This window comes from Dictyobacter kobayashii (assembly GCF_003967555.1).
Lineage (GTDB): Bacteria > Chloroflexota > Ktedonobacteria > Ktedonobacterales > Ktedonobacteraceae > Dictyobacter > Dictyobacter kobayashii.
In genome coordinates, this window is record NZ_BIFS01000001.1 from 5,171,748 (window position 1) to 5,188,442 (window position 16,695).

Consider the following 16,695-nt stretch of genomic DNA (forward strand, 5'->3'; position numbering starts at 1 on the left):
CCCTACTACGCATGATGGAGAATATGAATACAATAAGTGGACCTGAAAATCTAACTATCTACCGCGTTGACTACTAGGAGGTGGTAGACTTTTTCTGGTATGATGCAGAGGTTGAGAAAGCCAGGTATTGTCACTGGCATCGTTGTCGTTCTGTAAGGCGGGTTAAGTAGCATGAATCTGCAGAATTTACGCGTTTTTTTGAAAGTTGCGGAGCTGGAGCATATTACGCGCGCCTCCGAAGAGTTGCATTTGACGCAACCGGCGGTAACCAAAATTATTCAGAGTCTGGAGCAGGAGGCGCACCTGGAACTGGTGGAGCGTCAGGGGCGTCGTATTGTGCTGACCCATGCTGGCCGTGTGCTGCAGACCTATGCCCGCCAGATGTTTTCCCTTGAACGCGAGATGGATGATGCCCTGGCCGCTCTGCGTGATGTTCACCGTGGCGAGATCAAGCTGGCCGCCAATACAACGGCCGGTGTCTATTTGCTGCCCTCGATTGTGGCGCGTTTCCGTTCACTATATCCGCAGGTGGCTCTCAATATTTCTATTTTAAATTCACAAGATATTATTGATCATATCCTGGATTGGTCGCTAGATTTCGGTATAGTTGAGGGCGAGGCGAGCCAGTTACCCGAAAGTTTAAATGTACGCTTCTTTACTCGCGATACTTTGATCCTGGTGGTGCCACCCGGTCATCCCTGGTGTGGCTATGAAAAAATTAGCGCGGCGGAACTGGGGGATAATGTGCTGGTGGTGCGCGAGCCTGGTAGCGGGGTGCGGGACATGTTGGAGCGTGAACTGGCCTGCCGCGATATCTCCCTGAAGCCGCTGTTAACCCTGACGGATAATGAAGCGATCAAGCAAATGGTCATTAGCGGTGTCGGGGCAGCTGTGGTTTCATTTTTGACCGTTCAGCGTGAATTGGCTAGCGGCGATCTGGTGCAGATCCCTCTGGCCGATATGAAATTACAACCTGAACTTAGTTTTATTCAGCGGCCCGATAAGCAATTATCCCGCGCCGCCCAGGCCTTTTTTTCTTTCCTTTTCCCTTTAGCCGAGAGCCCGGCGTAATTATGCTGGCCTGGCACGATTTGATGACTCTGTTCTTCGATTGTATGTATATACCGTCGTTATTTATTTTTATTATAAAGTGACAACAGGAGCGCAAATACATGGAATTTCATGCATTGGTTGAAGAGTGGCCGAACGAGTGCATTGTTACATTTCGCGAGTTGCCAGGCTGTTTTGCTAAAGCAGCCACCGCCGAACAAGCTATCCAGCAAGCCCCTGAGACGATCGCTGCCTATTTGCAGTGGCTGAAGCAGAATGATATCTTCTTCTTCGAGGATGAGATCACATCGATTGAGGTTGTGCTCGGTGAGCAGCTGCGAACGGATCGTGTGGGGCCGCGCTTTGAGGCCGATCTGCCTGCTCCCACTGATCAGGAGATCGATAATGCTTTGAACGTTGCCGCGACCGCACGTGCTCAGCTTATCGATCTGTATGATGCTGCTCCCGCGGATCTGAGAGGCCGCGAGCCCAGGCCAGGCGTGGGCTCACTTACGCAACACCTTCAGAATGTTCTGCTGGGTGAAGTGCGTTACATCGCCTGCTTGAGCGATCAGCCGCAGTCAGCAATTCCCGCCATCGCCGAGGAGGATCTTCTCAGGACATTTGTGGAGAATGCGATGGATTATGAGACGTTGTTGCGTGACCTGACACCTGAGCAGCGTACCCATGTCTATACTCACGGTGGAGAAGAGTGGACTGCGGCCAAGGTTTTACGTCGCCTGACCCGCTATTTGCGTGAGTATTATCCCTGGATGCAGGGACTTGCTCGCCAGCTTTCGACTCTTTCATAAGAGTGTCTCTGCTATCCACTACTTGCGTGCGCATTCGCGCCCGAATTATTTTTTGTGGCAGTTTTCATGATATGCGCTTCGCATACATCATGAAAACTGCCACAAAAAGTGTTATATAGCATAATACTTGTTATGCAAACTGCCGTGAAAGCGTTATTTTACTTCATTCGTGTAATCGATGAGCTAGCTGGCTAGCGAGCGAAGCCCCAGCGCCTGCGCACCATGCGTTCAAGCGGCCCGAAGATCAGGCTGTCGATGGCGACGCCAATGATCACGATCACGATCATGATCGCGAAGACCTGGCCGACATCTCCGAAGTCGCGCCCGTTTTCGAGTAGCGCGCCCAGGCTCACGGTGGTGTAGAGTAGTTCGGCGGCCATCAATGAGCGCCAGGCGAAGGTCCAGCCTTGTTTAAGTCCGGTCAGGATCGATGGTAGGGCGGCTGGCAAGATGACCTGGGTTGAAAGGGCAATGCCGCGTGAACCCATGTTGCGGGCCGCTTTTAAGTAGACGGGCGGCGTGTTTTTTATGCCGGCGTCAACGCCCAGGGTAATCGAGAAGAGTGCGCCCATGACGACGACAAAGATCATTGCCTGTTCGTGCAAGCCGAACCAGAGCAGGGCAAGCGGAATCCAGCACACGCTGGGTAGGGCCTGCAAGCCTAACACGAGCGAGCCCAGCGTCTCTTCGATATAATGGTTACTACTGATTAGCAGGCCGAAGATCAATCCGACGACGAGCGAGATGCCGTAGCCCAGCGCCAGGCGGCGCAGGCTGACCAGGATCGCGGTCAGCAGGGAGCCGTCCTGGACCATGCTTTTTAAACTGTCCAGGACAGTCACTGGCCCTGGAAACAGATAGTCTTTCCAGACATGGGCGACGGTCAGTCCTTGCCAGAGTAGAAGCAAGATGATGAAGAAGGCTAGCTGACGTAGCAACTTGCCCACCCATGGGGTGCCAATACGTTTTTTGCTGATACTAATGGACGGTGCTGCCAACTTCTTCCTCCTGTTCTTGCTTCTCCATCTCGCTGCGCAGGACCTGCAGGATCTCTGCTGCTTTGTCGACCAGTTGATAATCTTCCAGGCTGCGTGGCCGTGGTAGATCTATCGGGAAATCGCGGATAATGCGTCCGGGTCGCGGCGCAAAGACGATGACGCGATCTCCCAGCGCGACCGCTTCGCGAACGTTGTGGGTGACGAAAAGGATGGTTTTGCGTGTCTCGCGCCAGATGGCTTCAACCTGCGCGTGGAGCTTGTCGCGGGTAAATGCATCCAGGGCACCAAAGGGCTCATCCATCAGGAGGATCTCGGGATCAATAGCCAGCGCACGAGCGATGGCGGCGCGTTGCCGCATACCTCCTGAGAGTTGGTGTGGATAACTGTGTTCAAAGCCGTTGAGGTTGACGGTGTTGAGATAGTGGCGGGCGATCTCTGCGCGCTGCTTGCCGGGCATACCCGCCTGGCGCAGCCCAAACTCGACGTTCTTTTGCACATCCAGCCAGGGGAAGAGCGCCGCCTCCTGGAAGAGCAGGATACGATCGGTGCCGGGTCCCTGCACTTCTTTATCGTTGACGAAGATGTTTCCGCCGCTCGCCTGCTCCAGGCCCGCGATAATGCTCAGCAAGGTGGATTTACCACAACCGCTAGGCCCCAAAAAGCACACAAATTCGCCCGGTTGTATGACCAGATCAACAGGGCGTAATGCCTCCACTACCCGTTCGCTATCCACGAACGTCTTGCTTACACCTTCGATCCGTAGTGAGTTTCCGCCAGCGCGTGGGGACAGCTCGTCCCCACTGGTCGCTTCAATAGAACCTCGTATATTGACTGTTGATTGACTCATAGCGGTTCCCCCTTATGAGGCTGTAACTTTCGGCAGCCCCTTGCTGCTGAGTACGCTGTTCAATTGATCGAGAGAAAAGATGCCGGTGAGATCGGGTTTGCTATGACCCAGGAAGCCCAGTGCATAGGCGTTGTCGGCCGATTTGAACAGGGTTGAGGCCAATGGATCATAGGTGATGTCCAGTCGCTTGAATGAACCATCAATGGCTTTGGCTGATAATGCTTTGCCGGTCAGCTTTTTCAATTGCTCATTGGCGACCTTTTCGGCGGCGGGCAGGTTATTGTTGATATACTGCACGGTCTCTACATGGGCCTGCAGGAACTTCTGCACGATATCTGGATGCTGGTCCAGGAAGTCTTTGCGCACCACTACCAGGGTGGTAATAAATTTGTTGTTGGGCCAGGTGCTGCGCTCATCCAGGAAGATAGTGCCATTGGCCTCATTGACCAGGCGCGATGCCCATGGCTCTGGTACCCAGGCGCCATCGATCTGCCCTTGTTTGAATTCGTTGAGGATATTGGCGTTGTCGGTTGGCAGGATCTGGATGTCGCCTCCGTTGTCGGTGGTCTTCAGATTGTTTATCTGCAGGTAATGGCGCAAGGCGATGTCCTGGGTGCCGCCCTTTTGCGGTGTGGCCAGTTTCTTGCCCTTGAGATCGCTGGCGGTCTTGATGTTTGCGCCCGGACGGACAATGAAGGAGGCGCCGCCGCTCGATGCTCCGGCGATGATGCGCAGGGCGTCGCCATGAGTTGTTACATAGGTGTTGATGGCTGGATTGGGGCCGACATAGCCGATATCGATGTCACCAGCGGTCAGGGCCTCCATCAAGGCGGGACCTGCATTGAATGTCTTGGAGGCGTCCAGCGTGTTATTGCCTAGCGCCCTGGCAAATGTCCCATTGGCCACCCCGACCAGCGCGACTGCGTGGGTGATGTTGGGAAAATAGCCCAGGTGAACCGTTACCGGGGAGCTGGATTGGCTGCTTCCACCATTGCTGCTATTGGTTGAGGTGTTGCTGTCACTGCCACAGGCTGCCAGAGCCAGCGACAGGAGCAACAGGAATGCCAGGATACGCGGAATGCGATGGGATGATGCCTTCATAAAAAATACTGCTCCTTCGTCCCTAATTCAGAGTAGATGTATGAATGCTTCGGTACTGTGTCTCAAGCGCTGGTCTCGTGGGTCCTTTTTAAGGACTGTCAGTCGAAAACGAAATACCTTCCCATCCAGCTTTGGTGTATGAGCCCATCCTCATAGTGGAAAATATTCGTGCATCCAGTGAGATTGATGTTTTTCTTTTTTGAGCTGTCACAGTTGCGCTTAACCAAAGAAATGTAACAATAATTACATTTTTCGCTGCTACTAGCTATGAACATCTGGAAATATGAAACCACAGTTACGACATTGTTTAGAGCTTACATAAGTTTGAATCAGAAGTCAATCTTTTTTGTTGATTTTCTTGATGAAGTTAGTCATCAATAGAAAATTTATCTATGCGTACCTATCTTTCCGTGTATCTTTTACTCATAAAAAATCGTTATCATTTGGATCGCCCCATGTTATTGATATGATCTATTGCATTCTTGACAGCAGCATCTCTTAATCTGTATAATTCTATGGAAATTGTTCACTCATTTTTTGGAGGTTTTGATGTTTATGCCAGTGTGCCGCTAACTCCACCCTCTTTCTGCCCCATCGTTTCCTCGCTGCGTTATTAGAAAACAGCTCATAAAAGGAGATTAAAGCGATGACTACTGGACTTTCCGAATTTTTTCAGTATAACCTCTGGGCGAACCTGCGTTTGCTCGACGCATGTGCTCAGTTGTCCGACGCGCAACTGGACGCCACTATGATAGGAACATTTGGCAGTGTGCGTGAGACCCTCATGCATCTGTTCGCATCCGAAGAAGGCTACGTCAAGTCTTTTACTGGCACAACCCCAACCCCTCCACTGAAGGAGCTCAACACTTTTGTCGGCTTCGACGAACTGCGGCGGCGGGCGGAGCGGTCAGGAAAAGAGCTGATCACCATCGCGGAGCAGAGGGACTTGAGTGAGACATTCTACCTTGACGGGGGTACCTATGAGGCTCAGGCCGTCATTGTGGCGATCCAGGCCATCAACCATGGCATCGATCATCGCTCGCAGATCGCCACCCTGCTGAGCCTGCAGGGCATCGAGCTACCCGCCCTCGATAGCTGGGGATATAATGACGCGCTGCGTGAAAAATAGCGCTGTGTCTCATTAACATCTTGCATGTGTCCGACTTATAACTAGGCATCCAGAACAACGAATTGTATCGGATCGGTCCTCAGCGGCCGACCCGATACAATTCGTGTTGCTTTTCGCTTTTTCGAGCAAGAAAAATATTGTCCCTCGTGCTTAGATAGCATTTGATGTGCATCTATATAGATAATAATTGGAAGAAATGCGGTTGAGAGTAGTTAGAGGGGCCTATGTCCTTTAGGGGGAAAGCGGGGTGCAGGGGCGGCAGCCCTGACGGAGCGCGAGGTGTCCTCGCCACCCACCCTCTCCGTCCTTCCCCCGGAAGGACGGAGAACCAGTTAGAGCTCGCTAAAAAAGGAACGTTTTTAACCTGAATTTGAAGTACACTAGAAATGTTCGTGGTTACACGCTTCGCTGAAGTGTACGGTCATGGCTATTAATGCAAGCTACATTTTTTATCTCGTATAAATTCATGTGAGGAAAATGTCTATGACTCCTATCTATCTGGAAGTGGGCGAGAAGAAGGTTTTCGCCTGTTCGTATGTATGGCCTGGCTGGAGCCGTTGCGGGAAAACTGAGGCCGATGCTATACAGGCACTGCTTGATTCGGCTGCGCGCTACGAGTTGATCGTGCGCCGCGCTGGCCTTGAGTTCGAACCTCGTGATCCTGTTGTGGTTGAACGTGTGCCCGGCGATATGACTACCAATTTTGGCGCTCCCTCTATCATCACTCCTGCTGACTCTGAGCCGACGGATGCTGAAACGGCTGCGCGGGGCGTGGCGCTGCTCTGGGCGGCGTGGGCGACCCTGGATGAGGTGGTTGCCGCCGCCCCAAACGAGCTGCGCAAGGGCCCACGCGGCGGTGGCCGTGAGCGGGACGAAATATTGCGTCACGTTATCGAGGTCGAACGCACCTATGCGCGCAAGGTTGGCGTGCGCCACAAACCATTTCCCCCGCTGACCTTATTGCCCTGGCTGCGTTCCGTGAAGAGCTGGCAGCAGCTTTGCGCCAGCCATCCGACGGCACTCCATTGGTCCCAAAAGGCTGGCCCCCCGCCTACACGTTGCGGCGCATGAGCTGGCATGTCATCGACCACATCTGGGAGATCGAAGACCGCCAGTCGTAATTTGTAGCAATGTAGCAGCCATTCAGACGACAGTGCTTAGCCAATAATTGGTCGTTTAGAAGAGCGTTGGCGTTTCCACCAGCGGACTCAGCTTGCGCGGTGTGCCGTCGTGTTTGAAGAGATAAGGATTGAGCTCTCCGTCTTCGTTGGTGGGGGTGAGCTCGGCTTCGTCGATAAAGCGGGATGCGACGGCGTCGGTGCCGCGATAGCGCAGGAGCGAGCTCAGGAAGAGCTGCTTCTGGGCGCGTGTAAAGGCGACATAGGCCAGGCGGCGCTCCTCGGCCATGCCGGTCATTGAGATAGGTCCGTCCTCGGCCAGTGTATACGAGCGGCGGTGTGGGAAGATGCCCTCGGTCATGCCCATCACAAAGACCACCGGGCTCTCCAGCCCCTTGGATTTATGGATGGTCATCAAGCTGACACAATCACGTTTATTCTTGTTGTTGTCCTCGGCCTGCTCTTTGAGCTTGGTCATGGCCTGCAGAAAGTGGCGGATCGTATGGTGTTTCTGCGCGATCTGGATCAGCTCTTCGAGCTCGTCATAGCGGGCTTCGAGCTTGACCTCTTCGTGATGCGTCGGGGCCTCCGATTCTTCTTCCGCGTTCTCTTTATGCTTGCTATCATAGTGGCGCAGGTGGACATCGTAGGCCAGCTGGCGGATCTGTTTGATGGCTTCGGCCGGGTTGTTATTGGATTTGGACCACAGCCGTTTGATCAGGGCGACCAGGTCTTTGACACCCAACTGGTGCTCTTTGGGGATGGTGTAGGGATGTTCTTCGCAATATTGCAGGAGCGGCCGTCCGCTGGCATGGGCGGTCAGGGTACCATAAAAGGTGGCGTTGAAGCGGTGCGAGGTCTTGCCGGTGCTGGCAAAGAATTCGCGCGATGGAATATTGGCCACGATGCGGAAGGCTGTGTTCTGCTCTCCACAGTGTACCGGCGTAAAGACATCATCCCACTTTTGGGGCTCGGGACCATTGCGCGAGGCCTGGAAATCATTGTGTACGCGTACACCATCGATCAGCGAGAGGTAGGCCAGGATGTCGCGCGTGGTTTTGCGTTTGAAGAAGGATGAACCACCGGCTGCCCGATAGGGGATGCGTTTGCGGGCCAGGGCGATCTCCAGCGAGGCCAGGTGATGGTTGGTGCGCGAGAGTACAAAGATATCTTTATATGACAGCGCCTCCTGATGCTCTTTCCAGGTACGCTGCAGGCGATCGATGCGCTCAGCGATCCCTTCGGCCTCCATCTCTTGATCCTCATAGGCAGTTACCCAGACGGGCGCGCCATCGGGCTGGGTCGAGCGCAGCAGCTTTTCGAAGCCTGGCGTGATATCGTTGTGGCTGATCAGTTTGTTGGCGGCTTCGAGAATCTGTGGCGTTGAGCGATAGTTATGTTCAATGCGATAGATTTTCCCCTTCGGATACATGGTTTTGAAGGAGAGGATCGAGGCCTCCGGGCTGGCGCCACGGAACTGGTAAATGGCCTGGTCTGGATCTCCCACTACCACCACGTTCTGCTTGGGCGCGGCCAGGTACTGGATCAGCTTATACTGTGATGGATTGGTGTCCTGCGTCTCATCCACTTGCAGGTACTGATAACGGCCCTGCCAGGATTTGCGGTACTTGGGACTGCTCTCCAGTAAGTTGAGCGGGATATAAATCAGGTCTGAGAGATCGTAGAGCTTCTCTTTCTTTTTGGTCTGCTCGTAATTGAGGAAGAATTCCTGGTAGCGGGCGGCCAGCTCTACATCGATACTCATATCTGTACGGAAGAAGTCAACGGAGCCCTCAGGCTGGACCATCGCTTCTTTGGCGCGGTCGATGGCAGCCAGGGCATCGGTGATCTCGACGTCCCAGTTCATGCCACGGCTGCGATTGCTACGCCAGGGCCGAATGATATCTTCGGCCAGCCATTGGCGTGGATCACCACTGATCAGTTTCTGGTTAAGCTGCTGAGGTGTCAGTTCGAGTTTCTCACGTAACATCTGGTGACCCAGACCATGGAAGGTTACCACACGTAGTGGCTTGATCTCTTTGAGGGTCATGCCACGGGCCCGCAACGCTTTGGAGGCGCGTTTCTCCATCTCATCGGCGGCGGCACGGGTAAATGTGACGCAGAGCAGCGACTCAGGCGCGACTCCCTCATCTGCCACCAACCGGACCAGACGCTGTACAAGAATCGACGTTTTGCCGGTACCAGCGGCCGCGATAAAAGCCGCTGGTCCATCGGTGTGAGCGATTGCGGCCGCTTGCTGTGGATTGGCGCTAAATGACGGTGCGGTACCTGTTCGTGTTTTTGTCTTTTGTCTTGTTCCCTGAGTGGTCATACTACAACTTTCTTCCCTAAGTTAATTATCCTGATCAGTCGATGCTTCGACCTGTACTATAGCAGTTTCAAAGGCAGAGAACAAGTGTACGTACTTTGCTCATAGGCCTCTTTTCCTGGCTTTTAATACGTTTCTATGCGTGCATATTTTGAGCGCGTAGCGGCTGCAATGTTTCAAATGATGTCCAACCCCTACATCCCGTCATGCCTTTGCGCACAAAGCTGCATAGCTCGATACGATGGGCTTCGCAACAAGAATGCGTGTCCTGTTTCTGTTTGCTTTTGATCTCAAGCTGCCAGGGCGGATCTGGTACTGCCTGCTTCCATGTTTGCTCTGGAATGTCTGGAAAGAGCCAGTGTAGCTCTGCGCGTGCTGGCCAGCCGCTTTTGAGCGCCGGGAATAGATTATGCATTATCGTTGGAAGTTCCGCCGGTAGATAGGCAATATACCCATGCATACTCACGAAGAGGCCGCTCAAGCGCGCGGAAAGTAGGTTGAATTGTTTACAGGGGTCCAGCTCTGCAGACATGTATGTTCCTTGATAATCCCAGATGAAGTGCTGGCCTTGAAAATCAAATTCGGTTATGGGCCAGCGGTCGCTAAGCGTTGTTTTCAGATTCTCCGGCTGCCACTCGCCCTGCGTGAGGGCGGCATAGCGTCGGATCAGCGTATCAAGTTCTTCTCCGCTCTCCCAGTGTGTCTCCTCAACACAGATGCGCTCTGTGGGTATTAAGATTTTGAGTACTTCCATGATGCATGTCTGTTCTGTCGCCTTGATGAGCAGATTTACATCCGGTGGGGATGGGAATAAGCCAAATTTCTGGAATAAGTAAGCAATATGGGCCACATAGCGGTAGTGCGTGGTTGAGAAGCCCAGGTGCTCTGAGGCTGCGCGCCAGGTCGGTGCATAACCATACCAGTATGGTTCGGGGAGTAGCAGTATTCCACCATCGTCTAACGTTTCACAGCGCCAGGCAGGTGTGCTCAGCAGGCGTTCGTGCCCAAAACGCTGTACCAACTCTGGCCCAAAGATATTAACCAGCGTCAGACCTTTGATCTCTCCCATCAACGCATCCAGCCATTCCGTTGGCTCTTTTCGATCTGGAAAATCTATATCGTAGAGTGAGCCATAGTATGGATGCATATACTGATAGGCGAGCTTGATGGCATCTAGCCAGAGTTCATAAGCCTGGATATTGTTGCCCTCATAAGTACCAGTCAAATAGTCGCGATCTACTGAAATATTGTACGACCAGGCCATTGCTTCGGATAATTCTATATCAAATTCTAGCGTGTGCTCGACATGATAGGCGCGTAGCTCTAGCTGCGAGCTGTCCTGGTTTAAATAGGAACCCAGCCTGGATTGTAGTGCCTCTGTCATTCCCGCTTCGCGCATGATGGGTAGCCAGGCCTCCTCTTCAGTTGTCAGCTCTCTATAATACTCACCTCGCTTGATATTCCACCAGGCCGCAAAGCTCTCGCCCCTCTCTTCCGCTGTTACGAGCCGATATCCCGACGCCACTAATTTTAGTAGCCATCCTTTCATCCCATCCTGATCTAACAACGTTTGCTGATTCTGTATGGCGCAGGTGAAATAGAGTGGATAGTGCATGATCTTTTACCTCTCTTCTTATTCCTTGCTTGCTATTATGGTTTCATCTTTTTCCTCCGCTACCTTCACTATTCCATTTTTTCTTGCCAATCAGGAAATTTCTAGATAATTTCCTTTTGAACTGATATAAGCGGGCAGATATTCACCGCGCCGATAGCTGGCCAGCCCTTTTTTTCTCCCACTTGAGAGCGTGTAGGTTTCATGTGTGCTGGGGTCTGTGCATACAGCGATAATCTCATAACCCCACTTTGGACCTCCCATCCACATTTGAGGTATCATGTTCATCTGGCCCAGGACACCGTTGGTTTCTGCGGGCTCTTGCCATGAATTTACCTGAATGATTCTAGCCATCACCCGTATACCGCTTTGGCGGATGCGATAGTGCTCCCTTTGTTTGACTATGATGAGTAGCGCAGCCGGCAGGCATAACAACCCTACCAGTAGAATCAAGCTATACATCTCTTGTAACCCTTTACACTGTTTCTTTACATCCTGTAATTTATAGATATCTACATAAACACTTTACCTGCCGGTGGTTTACAGGTCCGCCTGAGCATGTTTAAGAAAATGCTGATAACTATCCTGATAGGCTTTGGCCTGCTCTGGATTGGGGATGCCGTTGGCCTGGATGCCCGGGGCGATTGCGGCCGTGGCCTGGGCATTGGACCAGTGCCCGCTGGCTATTCCTGCCAGCAGGGCTGCTCCGCGCGCTGAGGCGGATCGACCAGTAATAGGTCACGGTTAAGGATGTCGGCGAGCATCTGGCGCCAGGCGGGATGGACGCTACCACCACCGGCCAGTCGTATGCTGCTACTTTCTTGCGCACCCGGTAGCGCCTCAAAAGCCTGGCGAATGCCAAAGGCCACTCCTTCGAGGGCCGCGTGCAGCAGGTGTGCGCGCTGGTGGTTCAGGCGCAGATGCAGGAAGGCTCCGCCATGGTGGTTGGCTGGCTGGTGGGCACGTTCTTTTGTCATATCTGGCAGAAAGATCAGGCCATCAGCTCCTGGGTCAATAGTGGCTGCGCTGGTATACATCTCCTCCCAGCTGGCATTGAGCGTTTGCCTTACCCAATCCAGTACCAGGCCCGCGTTCTGCACGGCCGCCATGCTATACCAGTGAGCCCCATCTGCGGCTCGGTAGAGGTGGGTACGCAAGCTTTTATCTGCGCCAGGCTCGGCGTGCAGCTGGATGAGCTGAGCGCCCGTGCCCAGGGTCAATTGCAGGGTGCCAGGCGATAACAGGCCCGTGCCCAGGGCCGCTGCGGCTGTATCGGCGGCCCCTGTAGCGATAGGGAGTCCGACAGGTAGCCCCAGCTCTGCCGCCGCCTGCGTGGTGAGCGTTCCCGCCTGACTACTTGAGGGGATAATCTCGGGAAAGAGGGTGCGCTTTAGCCCCAGAGCTGAGATGACATCCTCGGCCCAACGATCTTTGGGGAGATCGTAGAGCAAGGTACCTGAGGCATCACTTGGGTCAGTGGCGGCCTGACCGGTTAATTGCCAGCGTAGCCAGTCCTTTGGCTGCAAAGCCCAGCGCATCTCCTGGTAGGCTGCGCTTTCATGCCGGGCCAGCCAGCATAACAATGGCCCTGCCATTCCCGGCACCAGCGGATTCGCCAGGCGTAGTTGAGTGCCTTTGGCTAGCGCGCTATAGTGGGATAATTCGGCCTCGGCCCGCGTGTCCGCCCACAACATGGCGGCCCGTACCGCTTGCCCCCGTTCGTCGGTTGGAACTACCCCATGCATCTGACCTGATAGACCTAGCGCCTGATTTTTGCCTGTGGAACCTGGGTGAGTATACCTCGCACGGCCTCTACTGTTGCTCGCCACCAGTCAGTGGGATCACTTTCCGCCCACCCGTTTTGGGGAGATCGCACCGTGTAGTCCACTTTAGTAGTACCCAGAGTACGGCCCTGCTCATCCAGTATCAATACTTTTACTGAGCTTGTTCCCAGATCGATTCCTAAAAATGCCATCATTCATCCCCTTCTCTTCAAGAAGAACGTCCCAACTAACCTGCTGTCAAATGTTATTCCCTGAAATATGCCTGTCCTGTATTGCACAGCCCTTCAGAATATGGTGGCTGTCACTTTTGGCTACTGGCTATATGGTTTTTATACTATTTTTCTTATCCATCAATTATAATATACTTATAAGCGTCATGTCGTACTGGAGGTTGTTTATCCAAATTTCTCCTGGGGATATCCCAACAAAAATGCTCATTTTTTAATCACCCTCCTAATGATAACGATACTTTGAAGAAAGGCAAAAGCGGAATGCATGATCGACATGCTTTACAAATGGGGGCGATGCTTGATGCTGTGGCAACGCAAGCGGGCGTGACCACTCCGGCTTTGCGCGAGCAGGTTAAAGCCTATGCCAGGCGTTTGAGCCTGGATGCTGGGGCCGCTCCACTGGATGTGCCGGCGGAGTTAGTGGCATATGTGCGCAAGGTGACCTTTCATGCCTATAAGGTGCTGGATGAGGATATCTCGTGCTTGCGTGAGGCTGGCTATTCTGATGATGCGCTGTTTGAAATCACGCTTAGCGTGGCTATGGGGACCGCCCAGGCGCGCCTTGAGCGTGGTTTACATGCTTTGCAGGAGGCGACTGAATGAGATTACATTGTCTCGATGAAGTTTTGCAGGGGGAGAGTGTCTCTGATATTCAGCGTGTACTTAGCTACCGATCAGAGTTTTTTGGCACCCCTATGTCCATCCTGACCCAATCTGTGTTGCGCGGCCCCTCCGATTGGCTGGTGGGCGAGCGTGAGCTCTTTGCCGCCTTTACCTCCGCGCTGAATCGTTGCCCTTTTTGACTGGGCTCCCATGGCGCAGTTGCGTCTACCGCTTTAGATGCTGAACTTGTTAATGCTGTGATTGCTGATTGGCGGACCGCTCCGGTGGATGAGAAGTTGCGGGCGATGCTGGGTTTTCTGGAGAAGTATACCTTGCGGCCAGCCGAGATCGTGCCGGAGGATATGCAAAATTTGCTGGTGATCGGCATCAGCGAGCAGGCGATCCAGGATGCTCTGTATGTCGGCGCTATCTTTCAGATCATGAATCGGCTGGCTGACTCCTTTGACGTGGCCGTTCCACCTCCCGCAGTTTTTGCTCTTAGCGCGAAGAGTAGGCTTGAGCGTGGCTATTATCGCGCTCCATCTTGAGCTTGAACTACACACAGACTGAAGCTAATCTCATTTAATTCGCTATTTATTTCTGGCAGCGCGGGCACAGGCAGGAATATTACGCCGCCTGTGCTTGCTTATATGCAATCAACCCGCGCCCGCCATTGTCTGGCTGTTTAGAAAATGTTGGCTGCACGTCAACATTCCCATGGACTGGTAGCTGCTTCATAGCTCGACCTGGCGTAGCTTTGTGAGCTTGTTGTGCTGTTCTAAAAGTACTAAAAACTTGCATAAACAGATACAAATTTGTGGCACCAAATTATAATAAATGCTATATCCCACATCAATAAATGTCACTGGCAAGTACTCGTATTTTGGGCAGCTATATGGCTTAGTATAACGTTTATGTAGAGAATGAGAAGATGGAGTGGTACCAGCATAGGCAGCCTTTTACGGCTCTTTTTGTGGCTGCTAATCCAACCAGCTCACTTTATCACGCATACCTTCAATATTTTTCCTGACCGCTGTAATTTGGCTTCGGGACCTGATTTTTGTTGTAAGAAAACCTCAAAAGAGGCAGGAAAGAGAGCGGCTCTAGATAATGCAAGTTATCGATAATCAGCAGCAATTGCTATCTGGCGCAGATTTGCAACGCTATTTCGCGTATCCTCCTAAAGTAGCAAGATCGTTGTTTATTGGTCTGATCCTGATGAGTATCGTTGGACTCTGTACCTTGTCGACGTTGACTTCTAACGCGCCTGGTATGATTGGTACGGGCTTATTTCTGCTTTTTCTGGCCAGCCTGCCCTTCGATATCGCCATTGTGCGTCTTATCTGGTACCATGTTCAAGCTAAGCCAACTGATGCACAGTATGAGGCCTGGGTAAGGAGCTGGCTGCCCGGCATGCAGAAGTATGGCATGCAACGCCTGGGGTTGGCGCCAGGCGAGATCCTTGGCGCGCCGCTGTTCGTACGTGGGATTATCTGGTTTCATACCCAGGAATCTGCGTACTATCACTCCCATGGGTGTCCGGTGCGTGTGCTGCGCGGGAAGGATGGGAATTTACATGCCAGCATTAATAAGTTTACATTCTTCTATCCCACCCAGCACTATATTGCGGTCTTTTCGGGACACGTGAATGCTCTGCATCCGTTGCGTTCAGAGTCAACCCAGACCTATTTCTATGATGATATTGTGGGGGTCGAAACCACCACTTATGGTCAACAATTCGAAACACTCGTCTATACCCTACAGCAATTTGAATTGCGGGTCTCCAGCGGCCAGTCCGTGGGGGCTACGACCTATGCCAGAGATGCCGACGTTGAGCAAACTGTGCGCTCATTGCGTACCCTGTTACAGGATAAAAAATATGGTACGCGTGGTGGTGGTGGTGGTGGCATGGGGTTTGCCGGCATCTAATTTCGTTTGTACAGTATGGTGGAGAGACAGCCGCCTCTCCACCATACTGCTTAAATTTTAAGCGAGCTCGGCCTTATCTATTTCTTTCTGATGTCGCTCAAAATGACTGAGCTCTGTCTCGATCCTGATTTTTCCGTAGCGCCAGCGCATGTAGCCCAGAATGATCAGCATTGCTAATATAAACATAAATGTGGATAATAGCCCACCATCGGGACCAGCTGCCCCTCCAGTCAACCAGGTTGGACCTTGCTGTTGAAATGCGAACAACCTGGTCATGTTGACTGGTTGTTGTCCGGCCACCGCGAAGCCAAAGAGGTTGCCCTGGGCAAAATCCCAGGCTGCGTGCAGGCCGATGCTGAGACCCATACTGCCAGTCAAGATATAGCCCAATCCCAGTGCCAGCCCGGCGACACACAGGTTGATTATTTCCATTACCGTGATATGTGGATTGCCGTAATGCCCTACACCAAAGAGGATGGATGTCGTTAACCACAAGAGCAAGATAACTGTGCTATCCTTCACCTTATTATTGCGTAACCCCTGGGCAAAATTGCGGATCGGGTAGCCCCTGGCCAGTGTTTCCTCAAAGATACCAACATAGAGAAACTGTATGAACCAGGCAAGCAGCAGTACTGCGAATGAAGCATGCTCGTTTCCTGCTCCACTGATAAACATCTGTTTGAGGCTGAGCCAGCCAACTCCATACTCAATTAAGACCAGGGTGCAGTTCAATATTAGACCTAATAGACAACCGAACAGAAAATCCATCCACCAGTTCCAATTCAAACGATAGCCTAGATTTGCCAGGCGCTCTCGGTTGATGAAGTGCATAATGAACCAGCTTAGCACTATTGTCGCACAGGCACTGAGAAAGCCATTATTGGGAATCAGCAGGAAATGGTTTATATTGATGGCCCATACAAAGTAGAGATGGTGCGCTATCAAGCTTAGCAGTATATATAATGGAAAATTGATAGCATAAATTGTCGCGTAAATAATTGGTCCCAGAAGCAATATGAGCAACAATTGTCGCCAGCCTGCTCGTAAGCGTCGCTCGTCGCGATTCCAAAATAAGTTTTTCATACCGAGTCCTTTCAGTATATCGTTCCACATCAAAAATTTTTTCGACTATACTATCATAAAATATGACTGT

General features: G+C 52.3%; 18 protein-coding genes. 9 read left to right on the forward strand and 9 right to left on the reverse strand.

The features are described from left to right. The first annotated feature begins 171 nt into the window (after positions 1-171). The gene (locus EL645_RS22665; protein WP_126552604.1) at positions 172-1,071 is read left to right on the forward strand and encodes a LysR substrate-binding domain-containing protein; all 900 of its coding nucleotides are present in this window, start codon (positions 172-174) and stop codon (positions 1,069-1,071) included. A 101-nt stretch (positions 1,072-1,172) separates the two neighbouring features. Further along, on the forward strand, positions 1,173-1,862 hold the full coding sequence (locus tag EL645_RS22670; RefSeq protein WP_126552605.1) for a type II toxin-antitoxin system HicB family antitoxin: 690 nt from the start codon (positions 1,173-1,175) through the stop codon (positions 1,860-1,862). A gap of 191 nt (positions 1,863-2,053) precedes the next feature. On the opposite strand, the gene EL645_RS22675 is transcribed toward EL645_RS22670, so the two are convergent. The 3 genes from EL645_RS22675 to EL645_RS22685 are packed head-to-tail and all read right to left on the reverse strand — an operon-like array spanning position 2,054 to position 4,808. Then, complete coding sequence (locus EL645_RS22675) at positions 2,054-2,860, reverse strand: ABC transporter permease (protein WP_218031969.1); 807 nt, start codon at positions 2,858-2,860, stop codon at positions 2,054-2,056. Continuing rightward, positions 2,841-3,707, reverse strand: a complete 867-nt coding sequence (locus tag EL645_RS22680) for an ABC transporter ATP-binding protein (RefSeq protein ID WP_126552606.1) — start codon at positions 3,705-3,707, stop codon at positions 2,841-2,843. The genes EL645_RS22675 and EL645_RS22680 overlap by 20 nt, the downstream gene beginning before the upstream one ends. 12 nt (positions 3,708-3,719) lie before the next feature. Continuing rightward, positions 3,720-4,808, reverse strand: a complete 1,089-nt coding sequence (locus EL645_RS22685; protein WP_126552607.1) for an ABC transporter substrate-binding protein — start codon at positions 4,806-4,808, stop codon at positions 3,720-3,722. Positions 4,809-5,454: 646 nt separating this feature from the next. Between EL645_RS22685 and EL645_RS22690 the strand changes: the two genes are divergently transcribed. Continuing rightward, on the forward strand, positions 5,455-5,937 hold the full coding sequence (locus EL645_RS22690; protein ID WP_126552608.1) for a DinB family protein: 483 nt from the start codon (positions 5,455-5,457) through the stop codon (positions 5,935-5,937). A 483-nt stretch (positions 5,938-6,420) separates the two neighbouring features. Further along, entirely contained in the window at positions 6,421-7,008 is a 588-nt protein-coding gene (locus EL645_RS22695) for a hypothetical protein (RefSeq protein ID WP_218031970.1), read from the forward strand. 105 nt (positions 7,009-7,113) lie between these two features. On the opposite strand, the gene EL645_RS22700 is transcribed toward EL645_RS22695, so the two are convergent. The 3 genes from EL645_RS22700 to EL645_RS22710 all read right to left on the reverse strand — a co-directional run bounded on the left by EL645_RS22700 (position 7,114) and on the right by EL645_RS22710 (position 11,458). After that, on the reverse strand, positions 7,114-9,387 hold the full coding sequence (locus tag EL645_RS22700; RefSeq protein ID WP_126552609.1) for an ATP-dependent helicase: 2,274 nt from the start codon (positions 9,385-9,387) through the stop codon (positions 7,114-7,116). 133 nt (positions 9,388-9,520) lie between these two features. Next, the gene (locus EL645_RS22705; RefSeq protein WP_126552610.1) at positions 9,521-10,999 is read right to left on the reverse strand and encodes a hypothetical protein; all 1,479 of its coding nucleotides are present in this window, start codon (positions 10,997-10,999) and stop codon (positions 9,521-9,523) included. A 90-nt stretch (positions 11,000-11,089) separates the two neighbouring features. Beyond that, on the reverse strand, positions 11,090-11,458 hold the full coding sequence (locus tag EL645_RS22710; protein ID WP_126552611.1) for a hypothetical protein: 369 nt from the start codon (positions 11,456-11,458) through the stop codon (positions 11,090-11,092). Positions 11,459-11,554: 96 nt separating this feature from the next. Between EL645_RS22710 and EL645_RS39480 the strand changes: the two genes are divergently transcribed. Further along, positions 11,555-11,713: a hypothetical protein gene (locus EL645_RS39480; protein ID WP_161977599.1), complete on the forward strand. Its 159-nt coding sequence runs from the start codon at positions 11,555-11,557 to the stop codon at positions 11,711-11,713. On the opposite strand, the gene EL645_RS44435 is transcribed toward EL645_RS39480, so the two are convergent. Then, a complete protein-coding gene (locus EL645_RS44435; RefSeq protein WP_126552612.1) occupies positions 11,680-12,741 on the reverse strand; it encodes an FGGY family carbohydrate kinase in 1,062 nt (353 codons plus the stop codon). The two genes, EL645_RS39480 and EL645_RS44435, sit on opposite strands and share 34 nt — an antisense overlap. Before the next feature lie 14 nt (positions 12,742-12,755). After that, on the reverse strand, positions 12,756-12,974 hold the full coding sequence (locus tag EL645_RS44440) for an FGGY family carbohydrate kinase (protein ID WP_126552613.1): 219 nt from the start codon (positions 12,972-12,974) through the stop codon (positions 12,756-12,758). Positions 12,975-13,271: 297 nt separating this feature from the next. Here EL645_RS44440 and EL645_RS22725 point away from each other — a divergent pair, with 297 nt between their 5' ends. The 4 genes from EL645_RS22725 to EL645_RS22735 all read left to right on the forward strand — a co-directional run bounded on the left by EL645_RS22725 (position 13,272) and on the right by EL645_RS22735 (position 15,542). Next, positions 13,272-13,613 carry a carboxymuconolactone decarboxylase family protein gene (locus EL645_RS22725; RefSeq protein WP_126552614.1) on the forward strand — a complete coding sequence of 114 codons (342 nt, stop codon included), beginning with the start codon at positions 13,272-13,274 and terminating at the stop codon, positions 13,611-13,613. After that, positions 13,610-13,813: a hypothetical protein gene (locus EL645_RS45650; protein ID WP_174845310.1), complete on the forward strand. Its 204-nt coding sequence runs from the start codon at positions 13,610-13,612 to the stop codon at positions 13,811-13,813. The genes EL645_RS22725 and EL645_RS45650 overlap by 4 nt, the downstream gene beginning before the upstream one ends. Positions 13,814-13,897: 84 nt before the next feature. Continuing rightward, entirely contained in the window at positions 13,898-14,161 is a 264-nt protein-coding gene (locus EL645_RS45655; RefSeq protein ID WP_174845311.1) for a carboxymuconolactone decarboxylase family protein, read from the forward strand. 562 nt (positions 14,162-14,723) lie between these two features. Further along, positions 14,724-15,542, forward strand: coding sequence for a hypothetical protein (locus tag EL645_RS22735; protein WP_126552615.1), 819 nt, complete (start codon positions 14,724-14,726; stop codon positions 15,540-15,542). Positions 15,543-15,599: 57 nt separating this feature from the next. On the opposite strand, the gene EL645_RS22740 is transcribed toward EL645_RS22735, so the two are convergent. Beyond that, positions 15,600-16,625: a CPBP family intramembrane glutamic endopeptidase gene (locus tag EL645_RS22740; RefSeq protein WP_161977600.1), complete on the reverse strand. Its 1,026-nt coding sequence runs from the start codon at positions 16,623-16,625 to the stop codon at positions 15,600-15,602. Positions 16,626-16,695 lie beyond the last annotated feature (70 nt).